15 protein-coding genes, 1 tRNA gene and 2 pseudogenes are annotated in these 17207 nt (G+C 66.8%); 4 read left to right on the top strand and 14 right to left on the bottom strand.

Annotated features, from left to right (window positions below; translation table 11 throughout):
* Positions 1–275 precede the first annotated feature (275 nt).
* Positions 276–1355 carry an integron integrase gene (locus ABGI63_RS17790; RefSeq protein WP_349743703.1) on the top strand — a complete coding sequence of 360 codons (1080 nt, stop codon included), beginning with the start codon at positions 276–278 and terminating at the stop codon, positions 1353–1355.
* A gap of 50 nt (positions 1356–1405) precedes the next feature.
* Here ABGI63_RS17790 and ABGI63_RS17785 read toward each other — a convergent pair whose 3' ends face one another.
* The 3 genes and pseudogenes from ABGI63_RS17785 to ABGI63_RS17770 form a co-directional block, all read right to left on the bottom strand.
* A complete protein-coding gene (locus ABGI63_RS17785; protein ID WP_349743701.1) occupies positions 1406–2620 on the bottom strand; it encodes a hypothetical protein in 1215 nt (404 codons plus the stop codon).
* 436 nt (positions 2621–3056) lie between these two features.
* A complete protein-coding gene (locus tag ABGI63_RS17775) occupies positions 3057–3194 on the bottom strand; it encodes a hypothetical protein (protein WP_349743699.1) in 138 nt (45 codons plus the stop codon).
* A 256-nt stretch (positions 3195–3450) separates the two neighbouring features.
* Positions 3451–3862, bottom strand: a pseudogene (locus ABGI63_RS17770) (SDR family NAD(P)-dependent oxidoreductase); the annotation flags it as partial.
* Positions 3863–4545: 683 nt separating this feature from the next.
* On the opposite strand from ABGI63_RS17770, the pseudogene hemA reads away from it, so the two are divergent.
* Positions 4546–5454 (top strand): annotated as a pseudogene (gene hemA / locus ABGI63_RS17765) (glutamyl-tRNA reductase); the annotation flags it as partial.
* Positions 5451–5582, top strand: a complete 132-nt coding sequence (locus ABGI63_RS17760; RefSeq protein ID WP_349743697.1) for a hypothetical protein — start codon at positions 5451–5453, stop codon at positions 5580–5582. The pseudogene hemA and the gene ABGI63_RS17760, both read left to right, overlap by 4 nt.
* A 136-nt stretch (positions 5583–5718) precedes the next feature.
* On the opposite strand, the gene ABGI63_RS17755 is transcribed toward ABGI63_RS17760, so the two are convergent.
* The gene (locus ABGI63_RS17755; protein ID WP_349743696.1) at positions 5719–6288 is read right to left on the bottom strand and encodes an Arm DNA-binding domain-containing protein; all 570 of its coding nucleotides are present in this window, start codon (positions 6286–6288) and stop codon (positions 5719–5721) included.
* 253 nt (positions 6289–6541) lie between these two features.
* Between ABGI63_RS17755 and ABGI63_RS17750 the strand changes: the two genes are divergently transcribed.
* Positions 6542–6618 (top strand) — tRNA-Arg (locus ABGI63_RS17750).
* A gap of 291 nt (positions 6619–6909) precedes the next feature.
* Here the strand turns inward: ABGI63_RS17750 and ABGI63_RS17745 are convergent.
* From ABGI63_RS17745 to ABGI63_RS17700, 10 genes are all read right to left on the bottom strand, one after another.
* A complete protein-coding gene (locus ABGI63_RS17745) occupies positions 6910–8682 on the bottom strand; it encodes a family 2A encapsulin nanocompartment cargo protein cysteine desulfurase (RefSeq protein WP_349743694.1) in 1773 nt (590 codons plus the stop codon).
* The gene (locus tag ABGI63_RS17740; protein ID WP_349743692.1) at positions 8657–9586 is read right to left on the bottom strand and encodes a family 2A encapsulin nanocompartment shell protein; all 930 of its coding nucleotides are present in this window, start codon (positions 9584–9586) and stop codon (positions 8657–8659) included. The genes ABGI63_RS17745 and ABGI63_RS17740 overlap by 26 nt, the downstream gene beginning before the upstream one ends.
* 47 nt (positions 9587–9633) lie before the next feature.
* On the bottom strand, positions 9634–10581 hold the full coding sequence (epsC, locus tag ABGI63_RS17735; RefSeq protein ID WP_349743690.1) for a serine O-acetyltransferase EpsC: 948 nt from the start codon (positions 10579–10581) through the stop codon (positions 9634–9636).
* A gap of 40 nt (positions 10582–10621) precedes the next feature.
* A complete protein-coding gene (locus tag ABGI63_RS17730) occupies positions 10622–11107 on the bottom strand; it encodes a rhodanese-like domain-containing protein (RefSeq protein WP_349743688.1) in 486 nt (161 codons plus the stop codon).
* Between the two features lie 109 nt (positions 11108–11216).
* The gene (locus tag ABGI63_RS17725; RefSeq protein WP_349743687.1) at positions 11217–12566 is read right to left on the bottom strand and encodes a sulfatase family protein; all 1350 of its coding nucleotides are present in this window, start codon (positions 12564–12566) and stop codon (positions 11217–11219) included.
* A 3-nt stretch (positions 12567–12569) separates the two neighbouring features.
* Positions 12570–13640: an ABC transporter substrate-binding protein gene (locus ABGI63_RS17720; RefSeq protein WP_349743685.1), complete on the bottom strand. Its 1071-nt coding sequence runs from the start codon at positions 13638–13640 to the stop codon at positions 12570–12572.
* 23 nt (positions 13641–13663) lie between these two features.
* Positions 13664–14557, bottom strand: a complete 894-nt coding sequence (locus tag ABGI63_RS17715; protein WP_349743683.1) for a TauD/TfdA dioxygenase family protein — start codon at positions 14555–14557, stop codon at positions 13664–13666.
* 22 nt (positions 14558–14579) lie between these two features.
* Positions 14580–15395, bottom strand: a complete 816-nt coding sequence (locus ABGI63_RS17710) for an ABC transporter ATP-binding protein (RefSeq protein WP_349743681.1) — start codon at positions 15393–15395, stop codon at positions 14580–14582.
* A 19-nt stretch (positions 15396–15414) separates the two neighbouring features.
* On the bottom strand, positions 15415–16197 hold the full coding sequence (locus tag ABGI63_RS17705; RefSeq protein ID WP_349743679.1) for an ABC transporter permease: 783 nt from the start codon (positions 16195–16197) through the stop codon (positions 15415–15417).
* Entirely contained in the window at positions 16197–17051 is an 855-nt protein-coding gene (locus ABGI63_RS17700; RefSeq protein WP_349743678.1) for an ABC transporter permease, read from the bottom strand. The genes ABGI63_RS17705 and ABGI63_RS17700 overlap by 1 nt, the downstream gene beginning before the upstream one ends.
* Positions 17052–17207: the final 156 nt, after the last annotated feature.

The raw sequence follows: 17207 nt of genomic DNA, 5'->3' as shown, positions 1-17207 counted from the left end.
TTGTCTCGTCGAGGTTGGAAGGCATGGCTGCAGGTGCGGTTCAACTTGGTTATATGCGGACAGCCATGCCGCATAACTTGGCACCCTGTCTCCCTAACATGTTCGATACGACTGGACTGGAAGCGGCTTGCAGCCTAGCTTTGCGCGACATATGCTGTACAAAAAAGCAGTATTAAATAACGACCAAACACGTCACCCACATTCTGAGCTGCATTTCCTGCTGGATTGCTCGGTAGCAACCCACGTAGCCGCAGCTTTGTGCATTGGAGCTGCACATGAATGCTGCGTCTATCGCACCGATTGGGGAGATCGAGCGCAGGGCATTGCGCCCCGCGCCCGGCTTGGCTGACCTTCCGTCGCTGAAGTCCCCACGGCTGTTGGACCAGGTCCGCGAACGCATCCGCTTCCTGCACTACAGCCGCAGTACAGAGGATGCCTATGTGTTCTGGGTCCGAGCCTTCGTCCGACATCACGGCCTGCGCCATCCACGCGAGCTCAACGGCGCGGATGTCGAGGCTTTCCTGACCTGGCTGGCCAGCGAGCGTCAGGTCGCGCCCGCCACGCACCGACAGGCCCTGTCGGCTCTGCTGTTTCTCTATGGGAAGGTGCTCGGGGTCCAACTGCCCTGGATGTCGGAGATCGGTCGACCGCGTCCAAAACGACGCCTGCCGGTGGTCATGTCACGCGAGGAGGTGGCGGCCGTGCTGTCCGGCCTCGCACCGGAGTGGAAGCTCTTCGGGCAGTTGCTGTACGGCACAGGCATGCGCATCACCGAAGGCCTGCGCTTGCGTGTCAAGGACGTGGACTTCTCGCACGGTGCCATCATCGTCCGAGAGGGCAAGGGGGCGAAGGATCGGGTCGTGATGCTGCCGGAATCGCTTGCGCGAGGTCTGCGTGAGCAACTGAGCCAGGCTCATGCCGTGTGGCAGCAGGATCAACAAGACGGGCGAGGCGGCGTCGAGATGCCGGATGCCTTGGACCGAAAGTATCCGCGTGCAGGTGCTTCCTGGGCGTGGTTCTGGGTGTTCCCCCAGGATCATCACTCGGTCGACCCGCGCAGCGGGATTGTTCGTCGGCATCACATGTATGACCAGACCTTCCAGCGGGTGTTCAAGCGCGCGGCCAAGGCCGCCGGCGTGACCAAGCCGGTGTCGCCGCACACGCTGCGGCACTCGTTCGCTACGCATCTCCTGCAATCAGGCTACGACATTCGAACAGTCCAGGACTTGCTCGGTCATTCTGATGTCGCGACCACCATGATCTACACCCATGTCCTCAAGGTGGGTGGCGGCGCCGTACGTAGCCCCTTGGATGCTCTGCCTGGTACCGTACTGCCGCAAAGCAGCCGTTGGTGAACTTCCGCAATCAGCCTCAAACGGCCGGCCATTGGCCGTGGGCATTCCGTTCAAGGCAGCGTCGACGCAGAGGCCCCTTGGAGAATGGCGCGAATCATTGGCACAGAATAGATTTCACCAGTCTCTTCACTGCGGTTCATCATGGCGCGCCAAAGCGGTACCGGCGCCATCGCGTACTCATTGAAGCGCTTGAAACCGCAAGCGTAAAAGCCGCGGTAGACCGTCACGTCGTCCTTGAGCTTTTCGCATTCATTCAGCAGCCGCTGCGCATAACGATCGCCTTCTTCCTCGCTAAGGATGCCGGTCCCGCGCAAGGCGGCCAACATGAGGGCTTCCGCCCCGCCTTCATGAACCCATGGGTCGCTTTCTCCGACCCCACCGCGCTTCAGGCTGGTCTGCCACAGATGTGCCATTTCGTGCGCCACCAGGCTGGCGACATGCTGACGCTTCTTGGGATGGTCGTCGACCAGGCCGCGCCCTTGGAGACGATAGGAAAGCCCGCCGCCGGAAACGCCACCCTTGAGGCTCAAGCTGCCCGGCGGGCCGTCAAATCCAGTCACGGCGATGGAGACCAAAGGCGTGTCGGGCAATTTCCGCTGGAACGATTGCTCGTAGAACTGAGACACCTTCGTGGTGGTGTCCTGAATGACCTCGCGAAGCCAACCCGGCACCTGCGGGTCGATGATGACCTTGACCGTGCCCATGCGAGCTGGCTTGTTCGGGCCGAAGTAGGCGTAGCCTTCCAGCCCAACGCCGGGCTTAGCGGGCGCCACTACGGTTTCATCTCCGAGCCCCTGCAGGCGCAAGGCCGCCTCCATGCTGCGCTCGCGGCCACTCTGCGTCAGCGCGCCGTGCAGGAAGCCGAGGTAGAAGTCCCAGCCGCCATCGGAAAAGCGATTGATCGGGGCGTACTGAGCTTCGGCAAACTCATCAAAGGCATTGATCTCCACGCTCAACCTGCTCAGCAAGGTGGCACTGCGCAGGCTTTCCCTTCCGGCAACGGCAACCAACTCCACTCCCGCTGTCAGCGGACGCCATGCCTGCTGCCTGTACTGACCCACCTGCGAGCCCAGTTCAACGGCCGTAACGGGTTCGGAGAACACGTAATCGGCACGCCACCTGTCTGCAGCGATATGTGTCAGCGTGATCTCGGTGCGCAGGGGCGCCGGGGCTTCCGCGTGGACAGCGCTCGTCAGCGTTGCAAGCACCAGTGCCAAGCAGGCGGTCAGTGGAGGCAGTGTCTTGAATGACCTTGTGATGTTCATCGTCTGTTCGGGCGGGGCCACATGTTGTCAGTGATTGCAGCTTCGCCGTCCGACTCGCGGGCGGCGAGCGCGAAATGATAGAGGTGCGGCAGACTAGGACGAACTGCAAGCAAACCTGATGGACCGAGGCTGCGCGGGGACGGGTGAGTGACGGAACTCAATCAAGCCGAACCTGAGGGCCAAAAGGGCGGCTCGTCCAACATTAGTCCGGCAACCGCAACAAACGAAACGCAGATGGGGCCATCCCGGAACGCGGCCGATGCCCTTTACCAGGGCGCGCCACCAGGAAGCTCTCCAGCTCAATAGCATCTGGCGCAACCAGACTGTGATCGCGAACACCCTTGAGGTATTGCCACTTGATGGACGTTGGCGTGGGGAACTCGTGCAACGCATCTCGGTTGCGGCCATTGACGCAGCCGCGCGTTTGGCAGCAGATTCATTCCAGGCCGTCATGCTGCGTTGGAGAGATCTCCTGGTTCAGCATCGGTGCGGATTGAGCAAGTTCGATATCGACGCCCTCGGCAGTGTGCCTTCGAACTGGCGGTGTGACGAAGTTGAGTTCGTCGTCGAACACCTCAGCTTCCAGGACGCGGAGCCCGCGACGGCCGCGCGCTCGCGCGCTATTGAGACCCGGCTAAAACTGTCCGGCCACGAGATTGAAGTTGCCTTTCAAGCCGGCCTCCAGGCGATACATCGATCCAGTGCGATCCGTGCGTTCGCTGAGCAGGCAAACGCGCGCTGATCCGGCCCGCGAGACCCCGTATTCAATAAGGCTGGATCGCATATCGATGGCGACATGACAGCTACGCGTTGCGTTGCACCATCAGCGGCTGACAACGGCAGGGGTTTCAATGTGATCGCCGATGACACATTCACGATCACCCCACGCCTGCGTTGCCTGAACTGCTGCAACATGGCCTGAGTGACCGCCATGGTGCCGAGCGTGTTGGTCTCGAAGAGCTCGCGTACCGCTGCGAGTGAGGAACCTTCAAAGGCACCCATCAACCCGATCCCGGCATTGTTGACCAGCGCGTCAATAGGCCCTGCGGCATCGACGGCCTGTTCGATACTTTGCGGATCGGTGACGTCCAGTGCGAGTACCCGTAGTCGATCCGAGACGGGCAGGAGATCGTCGCGGGGTGTGCGCATCGTCGCGACTACACGCCAGCCACGGCTCAGGAAGAGCCTTGCGGTTTCGAGGCCGAATCCGGAGGAGCTTCCGGTGATGAGGATGGTGTTCATGGGATTGGTAGTTGATGAAGGGGAGGAGCCACGGCATCCGCTGCGTGGCAGGTCGTGAAACGGAGCTTGGTGATCGGCCCGCCCCCCTAGGGGGTCAAGGCGGTGACCCGGTGGGCCAGCATCGGCTGCTGGCGCTCCGTCGGTGGATGACGTGGCATTGGCTTCTCCTTCGATCGCGACAGGTGGTCGAGCCGACCCGCTGGGGTGCGAAGGCAAGCCCGTCCTGCCCGCGCAGGAATCAGCGTTAGGCCTCGTCTTCGCCACGCCGATCGGTTGCTCGCACGGTCTAGCCGTGTACTGCCATGGACTTGCCCATGTGAATCTCCTGAGCGTGGGACGGCGGAGGATGAGAATGCCGCAGGGCAATCGGCGATGGCTTCACTCATCGCTTATTTACAACTCTAGCCGTGCACCGCCCGTGCTTAGGCGCCCCCTGTGTTGCAACGCGCGTAGGCCCAAAGGACGATGTCCCCAGAAAGTCGCCACTTCCGCCATCACGGGATGAGGCCCCTCGCCGGGCCTGTAGTTCCGGATCTGCAGTCCCAGGAACGGCTCGATCTGTCCGCCGACGCCTTGGGCGCACGAAAAGGCCGGGCATCGCCAAGGCGCTTCAACCATAACTTTCGTGGCGGCGATCGATTACCTTACACCCAGAAGTACCCCCGATCGGCTCGGGCTGGCGCCAGATGAAGGCGGCGGTGCGCGATGCCGACAGCGCCGGCGCGCTCGGTGCGACCTTGCACCAGCTGTTCCAGCGCAGCTTCGCGGTCGCCAAGGAGGTGCGCAGCAGCACCGAGATCGGCGCGCACGCGGTCAGCATGGCGGCGGCGGCGGTGCAGCTGGCCTTGCAACTGTTCGAGGACCTGCACGACACGCGGGTGCTCTTTGTCGGCGCCGGCGAGATGATCGAGCTGGTGGCCACCCATGTGGCCGCGCACCGGCCGCGCAGCATCACGGTGGCGAACCGCAGCCTGGAGCGGGGTCAGGTCTTGTCGGCGCGGCTGGGCGCGGCCTCGCTGCCGCTGGCCGAGCTGGGCCAGCGCCTGCACGAGTTCGATGTCGTGATCAGCTGCACCGCCAGCAGCCTGCCGCTGATCGGGCTGGGCGCGGTCGAGCGGGCGCTGAAGGCGCGCAAGCGCCGACCGGTGCTGATGCTGGACCTGGCTGTGCCGCGCGATATCGAGCCCGAGGTGGCGGCGCTGGACGATGTCTATCTCTACACGGTCGATGACCTGACCCGGCTGGTGCAGGGCAATGGCGAGCGGCGCCAGGCGGCGGTGCAACAGGCCGAGGCCATCGTCAGCGCCGGGGTCACGAGTTTTGCCCAGTGGCTGGAGCAGCGCGCCAGCGTGCCGCTGATACAGGCCCTGCATCGCCAGACCGAGGACTGGCGCCAGGCCGAGCTGGCCAAGGCGCGCCGCGCGCTGGCCCGGGGCCAGGATGTCGAGGCGGTGATGGAAGCCCTGTCCGGCGCATTGACACGCAAGATGCTGCATGGCGCGCTCAGCGAGCTGCACGGCAGCGCCGCCGGCGAGGCGCACCGGCACTGGATGGACTCGGTGCAGCGCCTGTTCCTTCGGGACGGCGGATGAACCTTGAGCGTTTCTACGGTCTGATCGAGCTGCTGCTGGTGTTCGGCGCCGTGATGGATTGGGCGCTGTGGCAGTGGTGGGGCTGGCGGCGCTGGCGCAAAAGCAAACGGCCGCCAAAGGATTCATGATCCGGGCAGGACTCGCAGTGGTAGGAGCTTCTGTTTCAGCGCAGAAACTGTGACGATCAGCTGCAGTTCAGGGTGGCCGTCGCATTCCATCCTTTCAATGACCGCAAGTACGCCGCCGCTTACCTCACGGCTTTGCCTATCGGTTCAACCACGGCTTCGACCGTCGCTGGCTTGTGGCAAAACTCGTCTTGGATTGTGCGCGCTGCGTGCCAGCCGGCAGTCGGGCATACGACAGGCGGACCGGTTTCGTCCCGATGAATGGGCGCACGTTCTTGTCCAGTTTCAGGCCAAGTTCGTGGTTGCCATCCTTGCGCCGCACGCCATCCCGCAGCCACGTGTCGATGAGGTCATTGTTGGTGAGGTCTTCGGCGCGTCTCTGGGCGTCTGCTGCGATGACAGCTTCGACGTGTTGCTGGGTTTCGATCCTGCCAGCCTTGACCTTGTTGCGGGCATCGCCGCGATGGCGGCGGATGACTTCGAGGCTGTTGCCGGGCCAGGAGCCGCACTGATACCAAGAGACCTTGCCACCCCACTTGAACGCAAAGCGAAAGCGGACCGCCACTGCGTCTTCGTTTGTGACTCGGACTTCCCCAGTCAAGCCGTCGCTGTCAGCTATGATGTCGCCTTTCCAGTCCAGCGGGATTGCTCGCAGTTCTGCGATCGTCCAGCGCCGGCCCTTGCCGGATTTTGGGTAGCGAGTCGTCATTGGCGGTTCGAGCTCCAGATTCCTTCACAGGTCTGCGTTCTGCCAGGGGTAAACCGTGAGCGGGACTTTGTGGGATTTCTTGAAATGTCGCGGGACAGGGAAATAGAGTTAAGTTGTTGAAGTGTAAGAATTTTTGGTCTTGTTAGGTCTCGCGTAGTGCCCCTAGGTTCGATGGATAGGTACTTTGGGAGCAGAGGGTCGCGAGCTCGAATCCCGCCGCCCCGACCAAGTTTTCTTTGCATCATCGGCACCTCTGCCCGTAGCTCAACTGGATAGAGCAGCTGCCTTCTAAGCAGCAGGTCGGGGGTTCGAGTCCCTCCGGGCAGGCCAAGAATAGAGCCCGGCAGCGATGGTGTTCACTAACCGCTGTCTAACCACCCCCCTGTCTGTCTAATTTACCGCGCCGGCCTCGCCCGCCGCGGGGCTTTGCCGTTGACGTAGTGCTCGGTCCCGGGATATGCGATGCCTTTCATCAAAGGCAGCCGCCAACTTCGGGGCGAGGTGAGGGCACTCACTCCGCCATGGCCGTGAGGCTTGACGAGGGGGGTCTTTCGCGCTGGAAGAACAGGGCGGACTTGTGGCAACAGGGGCGTGCACGGCGCCGCCTGCTGCCGGGACCGCTCAGCGCCGCTGCGCCAGCCGCCGCACCACCGCGACCAGATGGTCGATCTCGCCGCAGGTGTTGTAGAAGGCCAGCGAGGGCCGTACCGTCGCCTCCAGGCCGAAGCGCCGCAGGATGGGTTGGGCGCAGTGTTGGCCGGAGCGCACCGCGATGCCCTCGTCGTTGAGCGCGCGGCCGATCTGCTCGGTCTGGTAGCCGGGCAGCACAAAGGACAGCACGCTGGTCTTTTGCTGGGCCGTGCCGATCAGGCGCAGACCCGGGATGCTGACCAGGTGCTGGGTCGCGTAGTCAAGCAGGTCATGCTCGTACCTCGCGACCTTCTCCAGCCCCAGCCGCTGCAGATAGTCCAGTGCCGCGCCCAGGCCCACCGCATCGGCGATATTGCCGGTGCCGGCCTCGAAGCGTGACGGCGGTGGCTGGAACAGGGTGCGCTCGAAAGTGACGTCGGCAATCATGTTCCCGCCGCCCTGCCAGGGCGGGGTCTGCTCCAGCACCTCGCGGCGGCCGTAGACCACGCCGATGCCGGTCGGCGCGAACACCTTGTGGCCCGAGAACACGAAGAAATCCGCGCCCAGCGCCGCCACATTGACGCGCAGATGCGAGACCGACTGCGCACCGTCCACCAGGGTGCGCGCGCCCGCTGCCTTGGCGAGTGCCACGATCTCGTGGATCGGCGTGATCGTGCCCAGCGCGTTCGACACATGGGTCACCGCGACCAGCTTGGTTCGTGGGTTCAGCAGCTTGCGGTACTCGTCCAGCAAGACCTGACCCGTGTCGTCGACCGGGATCACGCGCAGCTTCGCGCCCTTCTCGGCGGCCAGCTGCTGCCAGGGCACGATATTGGCGTGGTGCTCCAGCTGCGAGACGATGATCTCGTCGCCCGCGCCGATGTGCTTGGTGCCCCAGCTCTTGGCCACCAGATTGATGCCCTCGGTGGCGCCGCGCACGAAGATGATCTCCTCGGCGCTGGCCGCGCCGAGAAAGCGCGCCACGGTGCTGCGCGCCCCCTCGTAGGCGTCGGTGGCCCGGGCCGCCAGCTCATGTGCCGCGCGGTGGATATTGCTGTTCTCGTGCTCGTAGAAGTAGGCGAGCCGCTCGATCACCTGGCGGGGCTTGTGCGTGGTGGCCGCGTTGTCCAGCCAGACCAGCGGCTTGCCGTTGACGCGCTCGGCCAGGATCGGAAAGTCGCGCCGCACCGCGTCGACGTCGAAGCCGCCGGGCACCGAGCGCTCCGTCGTCTGCGGCTGGCCGGCGCGGGCCTCGTGGGCCTGCACCTGCTCGGGCTGGACGAAGTAGTAGCCGCCCGATGAGTCCCGGCTGCCGTTGATCTCGCGCACATCGCCGAGCAAGGCCTTCAGCGTGTCCTGGCCGGGTAGGCCGAAGGACTGCGGCGTGACGCGGTCCTCGATCGTCGGCAAGGGCGCCGCCGAGGCCTGGGGATGGCTGGCTTCATGGATGAAGTAGTAGCCAGCCCCGTGGGGTCGGCTCGGTGCCGATGCCGAAGGCAAGGGCAGGGCCGCCGCATAGGCCTGCGGCACGCCCTGGGCCGCGCCGCCCTGGCGCGGGGCCTGGGCGGCATGGGCCTGGCCGGCCGGCGCGGCTTCGAGCTGCGGCAACGGGCCGTCGTTGAGGCTCAGGTCTTGCGGCTGCTTCGGTGCCAGCGCCGGATTGCTGCCGCCACCCGGCAGCTCGGCGAAGAGCTCGCCGGCCAGCCGGCTCAAGGCCGCGAGATCGGGCAGCCCCGCCTCACTTGTAGCTGTCAGGATACTCATGGTATTTGCCGATCTCCACATCATCCAACAGGGCCAGGGCGTCCTCGCTTTGCACCGCCAGCGAGCAGTACAGCGAAATCAGGTAGGAGGCGATGGCGTTGCGGTTGATGCCCATGAAGCGCACCGACAGGCCCGGGCTCTGCTCGCCGGCCAGGCCGGGCTGGAACAGGCCCACCACGCCCTGGCGCTTTTCGCCGACGCGTATCAGCAGGATCTTGCTTTTGCCGTCCGCCACCGGCACCTTGTCCGAGGGGATCAGCGGTACGCCGCGCCAGGTCAGGAACTGCGAGCCGAACAGGCTCACGGTCGGCGGCGGCACGCCGCGGCGCGTGCATTCGCGGCCGAAGGCGGCGATCACCAGCGGATGGGTCAGGAAGAAGGCGGGCTCTTTCCAAACCTTGGTCAGCAGCTCGTCCAGATCGTCGGGCGTCGGCGCGCCCGTCAGCGGGTAGATCACCTGCTCGGGGGCGACATTGGCGATCAGGCCGTAGTCCGGGTTGTTGATCAGCTCGGACTCCTGGCGTTCCTTGATGATCTCTATGGTCAGGCGCAGCTGTTCCTTGATCTGGTCGTGCGGGCTGCTGTAGAGGTCGGAGACGCGGGTGTGCACATCCAGCACGGTGGAGACCGCGTTGAGGAAGTACTCGCGCGGCTGCTCGTCATAGTCGACAAAGGTCTGCGGCAGCTCGCTCTCGTCGCGCGCGGCGCAGGCGACGCGGATGTCCTTGGCGTTCTTGACCTGGTTGAGACGGTAGATGCCGGCCTCGACCGGCAGCCACTGCAGCAGATGCACCAGCCAGCGCGGGCTGATGACCGAGAGCTGGGGGACGGTCTTGGTGGCATTGGCCAGCTGGCGCGCGGCGTTGTCGCTCAGGGCCTGCTGGGGTTCGAGGCTTTCGGCCATGGAAACTCCTGGGTTGTGGATGGATGAGATGGAAGCTTGTTGCGGGCTCAGCGCTTGCCGGGGTGGATCTCGTGCTGTGAGCTCGCCTGGGTCACATGGCTGCCCGGCGGCACGCTGCGGGTCAGCCAGACATTGCCGCCGATGGTGGCGCCGCGGCCCAGGGTGATGCGGCCCAGGATGGTGGCACCGGCATAGATGGTCACCTCGTCCTCGACGATGGGATGGCGCGGCGCGCCCTTCTTGATCTGGCCGTCGGCGTCGGTCGGGAAGCTGCGCGCGCCCAGGGTCACGGCCTGGTAGATGCGTACGCGCTCGCCGATCACGGCCGTCTCGCCGATCACGACGCCGGTGCCATGGTCGATGAAGAGGCCGGCACCGATCTGCGCGCCGGGGTGGATGTCGATGCCGGTCTTGGCATGGGCCAGCTCGGCAATGATGCGGGCCAGCAGCGGCACGCCCAGGGTGTAGAGCTTGTGGGCCAGCCGGTGGTGGATCATCGCCTCGATGCCCGGGTAGCACAGCAGCACCTCGTCGACGCTGCGCGCCGCCGGGTCGCCCTGGTAGGCGGCCAGCACATCGCTGTCCAGCAGGCGGCGGATATCGGGCAGGGCGCGGGCGAATTCAGCGCTGAGCTGCCGGGCGCGCGGCTCCAGCGCGGCGCTGGCCTGCGGCTGGCGCGCCGCATAGCCCAGCTCCAGCAGGATCTGCTGGCGCAAGGCCTGCAGCTGGGTGTCCAGTGTGTGGCCGACATAGAAGTCCTCGGCCTCCTGACGCAGCTCGGGCGGTCCCAGGCGCAAGGGGAAGAGCGCGCCGCGCAGGCCGCCAATGATGTCGCTCAGGAGCTCGGCCGAAGGCAGCTCGCGGCCGCGAGGCTCATGCAGGCGGTGGCGCTCGCGCCAATCGACGCGGGCCTGGCGCAGGCCGGCGACGACCTGGTCGAGCTGGACATCGGTATCGGGCTGGCTGAGGGGCAAAGACTCGGGCAGGGCGCTCATCGCGGCCTCCTTCTGAAGGTCATCGAGAGAGGTGGGTCGCTCAGTCCTGTTCCCAGGGCAGGCCCCGGAAACGCCAGCCATCGCCATGGCCGCGCTGCTTGTGGGCATTGATCTCGCCCTCGAAGCCTTCGAGCACATTGAAGACCTGGCTAAAGCCGGCCTTGGTGGCCGCCTCGGCGGCCAGCGCCGAGCGCTTGCCGCTGCGGCACAGCAGCAGCACCAGCTGGTTCTTGTCGACTATCTTGGCCTCCAGCTCACGCACAAAGCGTGGGTTGCGTGTCAGGCTGGTGCCGCTGGCCCAGGCCACATGAAGCGAGCCGGGCACCTGGCCGACGAATTTGCGTTCCTCGGCCGAGCGCACATCGACCAGTGTGGCCACGCCCGCCTGTACCAGGGCCCAGGCCTGGCTCGGGCTGAGGCCGCCGGCATAGGGCAGGGCGGCGGCGTCGGCTGCCTGGCGGGCCTTGTCGAGCGCCTGCTGCTGCTCGACGGACAGGGTGGCGGGGTGTTCAAGGGTGGCGGACATGGCTGTGGGGCTGTGGCTGATGGGGTGAGCCCAGCTTAAGAAGAGGGTTGCATGCGGGGAAGTGCGGCTTCTGAGCTTGCTTATCCGCAAAGCAAGTAAGCAGCCTCGATCACAGCGGTCGGGGCAGCGGTGTCAGCGGCTGCGGGCTGTAGCGGTCGGCCTGCACGGCCGGGTTCAGCCCGTGGGTGAAGACCTCGGGTGTGATCGCCAGCATGCCGGCGTCCCAGTCCAGCCAGTCGCGCTTGAGCTGCTCGAAGACCACCGGCTCGCGGGTCTTCAGATTCGCGCGTTCGCGCGGGTCGGCCAGCACATCGAACAGGAACTCGTGCTCGTTGATCTTCAGGTACTTCCAGCGCCCGTCGCGCAACGCGCGCTGGTTGTTGGCCTTGTAGCGCCAGAACAGCCGGCGCTCGCGCTCGGGCGCCTCGCCCTTCAGGATGGGCAGCAGGTTCTCGCCGTCGCTGGGGTAGTCGGGGTGGGGCCGCAGCCCGGCGGCGGCCAGCAGGGTCGGCAGCCAGTCCATCGTCGCGGTGACTTGTTCGCTGACCTGGGGTGGCAGCGCGGCCGGCCAGCGCAGCAGGGTCGGCACGCGCAGGCCCCCCTCCAGCAGCTCGGTCTTCTGGCCGGTGAAGGGCCAGGTCTTGCTGAAGCGCTCGCCGCCGTTGTCGCTGCTGAAGATCACGAGGGTGTTGTCGGCCAGACCCCGGGCGGCCAGCGTGTCCAGCACCTGGCCCACCGCGCCGTCCAGCGCCTGCACCATGCGGCCATAGGTGGCCTGGCTGCCGCCGTCGTAATGGAACAGGCTCCTCAGGTCGCGCGAGACGGCTTCGTCCTCCGGACCCTCCCAGGGCCAGTGCGGCGCGGTGAAGTGCAGCGACAGCAGGAAGGGCGCGTCGTGGCGGGCCGGGTCGCTCAGATAGGCAGCGGCTTCGTCGGCCAGGATCTGCGTGTAGTAGCCGGCCCGCTCCACCGGCAGCTCGTCCTCGTAGAGATCGCGTGCGACCTCGGTGCCGACGCCGGGCTTGTGCGTGAAATAGTCGATCACGCCGCCGTAGTTGCCGAAGAAGCGCCGGTAGCCGCTCTTCAGCGGGCCGAACTCGGGCAGCGACCCCAGATGCCATTTGCCGATCAGCGCGGTGTCATAGCCGGCCTCGGCCAGCAGCGAGGGCAGGGTCGGGTGCTCGGGCGGCAGTCCGATGGGGCCGCGTGGGCCGCGCGCGGTGGGGATGGGTTCCTCCAGCCCGCCGGGCAGGCGGTACTGGTAGCGCCCGGTCATCAGCGCGAAGCGGGTGGCCGAGCAGACCGCCGAGTTGGCATAGGCTTGCGTGAAGCGCACGCCGGCGGCCGCCAGCCGGTCCAGCTGCGGGGTCGCGTAGTCCCGCTGGCCGTAGACGCTGAGGTCGGCCCAGCCGAGGTCATCGGCCAGGATGAAGAGGATGTTGGGGCGGGTCTGGGCCATCGATCAAGCGCCCCCGCGAACCTTGCCGTCCTTGTCGGCCGGCTGCCAGAAGCCCTCGAGCTTGAGCTGGCGCAGCGCCTCGTTGACGAAGCGCGGTTCCAGCCAGGCCTCGACATCGAAGCCCTGCTTGATCAGGCCCAGGCGCTGGGCATCGGCGACCACGCCCTTGTAGGCCGTGCGGGTGAAGTCGTCGAACAGCGGCGAGTTGCGATTCTTCAGGCTGCTGTCCTGGTACTCCGCGCGGAACACCGCGGCCGGCGTGCCGCTGCTCTGCTGCCAGAGCTGGATCAGCGGCTCGCGGTTGGCCTCCTCGGAGGCCCATTGCGAGGCGCGCAGGATGGCGGCCACCAGCCGGGTCGTGTGGGCCGGGTACTTGCTCGTGAAGTCCTCGGTGGCCAGCACCGAGCTCTGTATCGTGTAGGCCGGGCCCTTGCCGCGGGTGTTGACCGGCAGGCTCACGCCCTTGTCGGCCAGCAGGTTCAGATCGACGCCGCCGAAGGTGGCATCGATGTCCTTGTTGACCACGGCCGCCTTGGAGGCAGGCCAGTCCAGGTTCAGCAGCTTGACGTCCTTCTCGGTCAGCCCAACATCGGCCAGGAACTGATCGAAGGGCCGCTGGTAGGCCGTGCCCTTGAGCACCGAGACCTTGCGGCCCTTCAGGTCGGCGAAGCTCTTGATGTCCGATCCCGGTGCCACCGCCAGATAGCTGTTGCTGCCGCGCACCAGCGGCAGGATCAGCTTGGTCTGCAGGCCGCGGGCGCGGCCGATCACCGAGGCCAGATCGCCGAGGTAGACCACGTCCAGCTGCCGGGCCGCCAGCGCCTCGTTGATGGCCGGGCCGGCGCCGCGAAACAAGGTCCATTCGATCTTGATGCCATCTTTCTTGAACTCCTCCTCGATCAGGCCGCGCGCCTTGGCCACGGCCAAGGGCGTCGCGCCCGGGAAGGAGTTCGTGCCGCTGCCCTGCTCGGGCGCGGCGATGCGGATCACGGCGGGGGCGGTCTGCGCCTGGGTCGTGGTGGCGAAGAGGCCCAGCAGGGCGGCGCTCAGAAGCAGGCGGCGGGAGAATGTCATGGTCGGGATCTCTGGGTTGCTTGTTATGCGCTGATGAGGCGGCTGACGAAACCATCGACACCGACGGCCGGCGTGCCGGAGACGGTGACGCGGCGCACCACGCGGTGCTGTTGTCCGTAGTCGTTGATCGCGTAGTGCTGGGTGGCGCGGTTGTCCCAGATCGCCACATCGCCGGGCGCCCAGCGCCAGCGCACCGTGTTTTCCAGCCGCAGCACATGGGACTGCAGGCTGTCGAACAGGCGGCGCGAATCGCTGCTGGACAGGCCCTGGAACTGCTTGACGAAATGGCCCAGCAGCAGCGCGCGCTCGCCGGTCTCGGGGTGCACATGGACCACCGGATGCTCGGCCTGCAGGGTCTTGGCGGTGAAGACCTCGCGGTAGCGCTTGCGTGCGACATCGTCCTCGGCGATCACGCGGGCGGCCGCATAGTCGTAGTCATTGCCGTGCAGCGCGCGCAGGCTCTCGGCCAGGCGCTTCAGCGGCTCGGGCAGGCCCTCGTAGGCCGCCACGGTATTGGCCCAGACGGTGTCGCCGCCATAGGGGGGCAGCACGACGGCGCGCAGCACCGAGACCTGGGGGAAGGCGGCCTGGAAGGTCACATCGGTATGCCAGGAATCGGCCCGCCCGCCATGCAGCGAGTCGAGCTCCAGCAGCCGCGTGCCCGAGGGTGCCGGCACCGTCGGATGGGCCTCCAGCGGGCCGAACAGGCGGCCGAAGGCCTGGTGCTGCTCATCGTCCAGATGCTGCTGGCCGCGGATGAACAGCACCTTGTGGCGCAGCAGGGCCGCCTTCAGCGCGGCAAAGCTCTCGGGGGCCAGCGCGCCCGAGAGGCGCAGGCCGCGCACTTCGGCGCCGATGCGGCCTGCCAACGGCTGCAGATCGAGTTCAAGCGCGGGGGAAAGGGTGGTGTCGCTCATGGTGGTCGGGCTCCGTGGTGGGTCAGATGGCAAAGCGCAGATCGCGCGGCGATAGCGGTGGTGGCGGCTCGGCCGCGATGCCGTCGCCCAGCTGGGCCAGCAAGGCCTGCTTGAGCGCGGCGAATGCGGGGCTGTGGCGCTCGCGCGGATGCGGCAGGCCCGGGCGCAGCTGGTGCTTGATGCGGCCCGGGCGCGGTTCCATCACGATGACCCGGTCGGCCAGGAACAGGGCCTCCTCGACATCGTGGGTCACCAGCAGCATCGTGATGCCCTCGGCCTGCCAGATGCGGCGCAGCTCGCCCTGCAGATGGGCGCGGGTCAGCGCATCGAGCGCGCCCAGCGGCTCGTCGAGCAGGAGGATCTCGGGCCGCGGCGCCAGCGCGCGGGCGATCGCGACGCGCTGGGCCATGCCGCCCGAGAGCTGATGCGGATAGGCCTGCTCGAAGCCGAGCAGGCCGACCAGCTCGATATGCTCGCGCACCGCGAAGCGCTGCTGGCCCGGCGTCAGCCCGCTGTTGAGCAGGCTGGCGGCAATGTTCTGCTGCACCGTCAGCCAGGGGAACAGGCGGTGCTCCTGGAACACGATGCCGCGCTGCAGGCTGGGGCCGGTGATGGGCTGGCCGTCCAGCAAGAGCTGACCCTCGAACTCGGGCTCCAGGCCGAGGATCAGGCGCAGCAGGGTCGACTTGCCGCAGCCGCTGGCGCCGACGATGGCGACGAACTCGCCCGGCGCGATGTCCAGATTGATGTCCTGCAGCACCGGCAGGCGCCTGCCCTTGGCGTCTATCGTGAACTGCTTGCTGAGCTGGCGGATCTCCAGCGTGCCGGCTTCGGCCATGGTGATCGTCCTTGTCGGTTCAGTAGTTGGCGACCGAGCGGCCGCGCCAGGCCAGGGCCCGCGCTTCGAGCCAGCCGGCGCCGCTGTTCAGCCCATAGCCGACCAGGCCGACGACGCCGACGCCCACCAGCACCAGGTCCATCTCGAAATGCTCGCGCCCGGCCACCAGCAGGCCGCCCATGCCCGGCCCCGAGGCCAGCAGATATTCGGCGCCCAGCGTGGCCAGCCACGCATAGATCAGGCCCAGATGGATGCCGGCGAAGATGCTGGGCGCGGAGGCCGGCAGCACGACGCGGCGCAGCAGCTGCCAGCGGCTATAGCGCAGCACCCGGGCCAGCTCGACCAGCTCGCCGGGCACGCTGCGTATGCCCTCGAAGCTGTTCAGCAGCACCGGGAAGAAGGCGGCGATGGCCAGGAAGGCGATCTTGGCCGTCTCGCCCAGGCCGAACCAGACCGACAGCAGCGGGATCCAGGCGAACAGCGAGATCTGCTTGAGCGTGTGCAGGCTGGGGCCGATCAGGCGCTCGGCCCGGCGCGACAGACCCAGCAGCGCGCCCACGGCCAGACCCGCCGCCGCACCGATGGCGAAGCCGATCAGATTGCGGCCCAGGCTGGCGCTCAAGGCGGTCCAGAGCTGGCCCGAGGCGATCAGCTCGGCGCCGCGCTCGGCCACCTCGGCCGGCGAGACCAGCAGCTTGGAGTCCGACCAACCCGAGGCGCGCGCCCACCACCACAGCGCCAGCACGGCCAGCGGCAGCAGCCAGCCGCGCAAGGGTTTCGGGACGGGGTGTCGGGCCGCCATCAGAAGGCCTCCTTGCGCCAGCCCAGCAGGCGGCGCTCGATGCCGGCCAGCAGCCGGTCCAGCGCCCAGCCGAACAGGCCGACCACCACCACCGCCGCCAGCACCAGTTCCAGCTGGAACAGCTGCCGGCCATAGACGATCAGAAAGCCCAGCCCCTCGCTGGAGGCCAGCAGCTCGACCATCACCAGGGCCAGCCAGGCATGGGTCAGGCCATGGCGCAGGCCGGTCCAGACGGGCGCCAGCGCGGCCGGAAAGACCACGCGGCGCAGCAGCTGCCAGCGGCCGTAGCCCAGCACCTTGGCCACCTCGATATGGCGGCTGGGCACGTTTTCCAGACCCTTGAGCGTGTTCAGCGCCACCGGCACCAGCGCGGCCTTGGCGATCAGCAGGTATTTGAGCGACTCGTCCATGCCCACCAGCAGCATCAAGAACGGCAGCCAGCCCAGCACCGGCACCTGGGCCAGGGCCTTGAAGCTGGGATACAGATAGTCCTTCAGCAGCGGCGACAAGCCCATCGCCACACCCAGCGCAAGACCTGCCCCCAGACCCAGCGCGAAGCCGCCCAACACCCGCTGCAGGCTGATCCAGGTGTGGCCCCAGATCTCGCCGCTGGCGATCAGCTCACGCAGCGCGGCCGCCACATCGCCGGGCGGCGGCAGCACCTGCGGCGCGACCCATTCGAAGCGGGCGGCGATGAACCACAGGCCCAGCAGGATCAGCGGCACCAGCCATGCCCACAGCAGGCCCTGCAGCCCGCGCTGCAGCGCCGGCCACCAGCGCGGCGGCAGCCAGCGCGGGCTGGCGTCAGCGACGCGGGCGGGCGGCAGGCCAAGAGAGGGATCGAAGGACGGCATCGGCAGATTGTTCGATCAGCGCCGAGGCCGGCCAACGAAGCTGTACGCATAAGCTTGTGCTCGAAACAAGCCTGGGCCGCAGCAGGCCTGGTTCGCGTCGCTGGCGTCGATCAGGTCGGCCGACAACGACCGGATGCATCGCCCTGCTGTTGAGGA

The organism is Roseateles cavernae (genome assembly GCF_040187885.1).
Lineage (GTDB): Bacteria > Pseudomonadota > Gammaproteobacteria > Burkholderiales > Burkholderiaceae_C > Roseateles_E > Roseateles_E cavernae.
This window is presented reverse-complemented; position numbering and strand designations above follow the sequence as displayed.